This window comes from Armatimonas sp. (assembly GCF_043760365.1).
In the GTDB taxonomy this organism is placed as follows: domain Bacteria; phylum Armatimonadota; class Armatimonadia; order Armatimonadales; family Armatimonadaceae; genus Armatimonas.
Window position 1 is genome coordinate 1 of record NZ_JAYUPA010000338.1, and the last position, 1,876, is coordinate 1,876.

2 protein-coding genes are annotated in these 1,876 nt (G+C 59.6%); both read left to right on the forward strand.

What is annotated here, in order from left to right; translation table 11 throughout:
- Nucleotides 1-179: 179 nt before the first annotated feature.
- Nucleotides 180-1,211, forward strand: coding sequence for a S1C family serine protease (locus ACH2EH_RS08275; protein ID WP_395140671.1), 1,032 nt, complete (start codon nucleotides 180-182; stop codon nucleotides 1,209-1,211).
- A gap of 70 nt (nucleotides 1,212-1,281) precedes the next feature.
- The coding region (locus tag ACH2EH_RS08280) for a tol-pal system YbgF family protein (protein ID WP_395140673.1) at nucleotides 1,282-1,876 on the forward strand (595 nt) is incomplete at its 3' end.

Genomic DNA, 1,876 nt, shown 5'->3' on the forward strand with positions numbered 1-1,876 from the left:
GATTCTTCCCCTCCTGGATGCCCCCTCACGGCGGGCCGCTATGGGCAGCAAGGCCAAGAAGCTCGCCACCCCACGTGCCGCCGAAGACCTCGCGGATGCTCTGCTGGCCCTCGTAAAAAAATAGCCCGCGAAGTGAGCAATCTGGAACGAGCGGGGGAGTGTCATTCGTATACAAGAGCATGAAAGAGTTTGCAAAAAAGATAACGGTACTAGGTGTCTGCTCACTCGGGCTGGGTGTAGGTTTTGGAGCAGGGCTAGGCTGGACGGGTAGCAAGGCGGTCTTTGCACCGCCCGTACAGGCGCAGAGTGGAACCTCCAAAAGCAGCGATGAGCAGAACGTGATCCGGGTGGTCAAGTCCGTTTCCCCAGCAGTGGTTCTGATCAAAACGGAGAGCGGCCTGGGTACCGGTGTCGTGATTGATGGCAAGCAGGGGCTGATCCTCACCAATGCTCATGTTGTGGGGCGGAGCACCCAGGTGGGGGTGCGCCTTAAAAGTGGACAGCAGCTCACGGGTAAAGTGATGGGAGCATTCCGTGAGATAGATATCGCCGTGGTGAAAGTCTCGTCCGCCACGCCGCTGCCCGCCGCCCCCCTAGGCGACTCAGATCGCTTGGAGGTCGGCCAAACCACGATTGCAATCGGCAACCCCCTCGGGCTGGAGCAGACCGTCACCACGGGCATCGTCTCCGCTGTCAACCGCAGGCTCAGCGAGCGTCAGGAGCAAGGCTTCATCCAGACCGATGCCGCCATCAACCCAGGGAACTCAGGCGGACCGCTTCTCGACTCCCAGGGGCGGGTGATCGGCATCAATACCGCCGTGCTCCGTCCTGATGGTGCCGAGGGGCTAGGGCTGGCTATCCCCATCACTGTCGCGCAGGACTACGCCCGCAAGATCATTGCAGGAGCACAGGTACAGCGAACCTATCTGGGCATTCAGTACATCGGTATCAATGAACAACTCGCACGCACCTACCAGCTCCCGGTCACACAGGGGGTTCTCATCGCGGGTCTCGCCCCAGCAGGCCCAGCAGCGCAAGCGGGACTGAAGCCCGGCGACATCCTGACCCAGCTCAACGCAACCCCACTCAATACCGAGCTTGACTTCCAGCGCCTGCTGCGCGATAAGAAACCTGGAGAAATTCTGACCTTCACGGTAAAGCGTGAGGGACGCTCACGAATCGTGAAAGTACGCCTCGCCGAGGCGCGCTAGAAAAAACCTGGTAATTCCGGGGTATTTTCTCGCCCCAGAGCTGCCAAAGATAAAACCTGGAGGAACTTCAATGCAGGTTCGTAATGGTTTTATTGTGGTGGCGGCTCTGGGCTTGATCAGCGGCTCGACTGCCCTTCCAGTTCATGCAAGCAATCATTCAGACAAACCCGTGGCAGTCAAGACCGCGGCAGACGCCTACGCGGCCGCCTGGAATCTCTGGAACAAGGGCGAGGGCACCAAGGCGGAAGAGCTTCTCAAGAAGCATGCGGAACAGTTCCCCCAAGATGCAGCTCTTGGTCTTTTTCTAGCCGCCAGTGTCGCCAGTCACTCCCCCAACTCCCAGTCAGATGCCTATTTCTCCCGCGTCGTAGAGCTGGGTGCCAAGGCCACAAACCCAGCTCCTGAGTCGCTGGTGGCTCAGTACTTCCTGCACCTGAGCGATCCGGACAGTGCCAACGAAGCCTTCGCAAACCTCTCGGAGCTGGCAAAGGCCAGTAGCAAGAGCCCGGTGGTTCTCTGGCTCTATGCCCAGGCGGCAGAGCGCATGGAGAAGCCCGAGCTTGCGGAAGGAGCGTTCAGCACCCTTCTTAAGAAAGCGAAGAATGCCCCCGCCGTTGTCCGGCAGGGCTACGCCGACTCGCTAGAGGCTCAGGGGAAGCACTTCC

What these genes read in the sequence shown, in the direction of transcription:
- ACH2EH_RS08275 (WP_395140671.1), top strand. Translation starts at nt 180, where the DNA reads ATGAAAGAGTTTGCAAAAAAGATAACGGTACTAGGTGTCTGCTCACTC.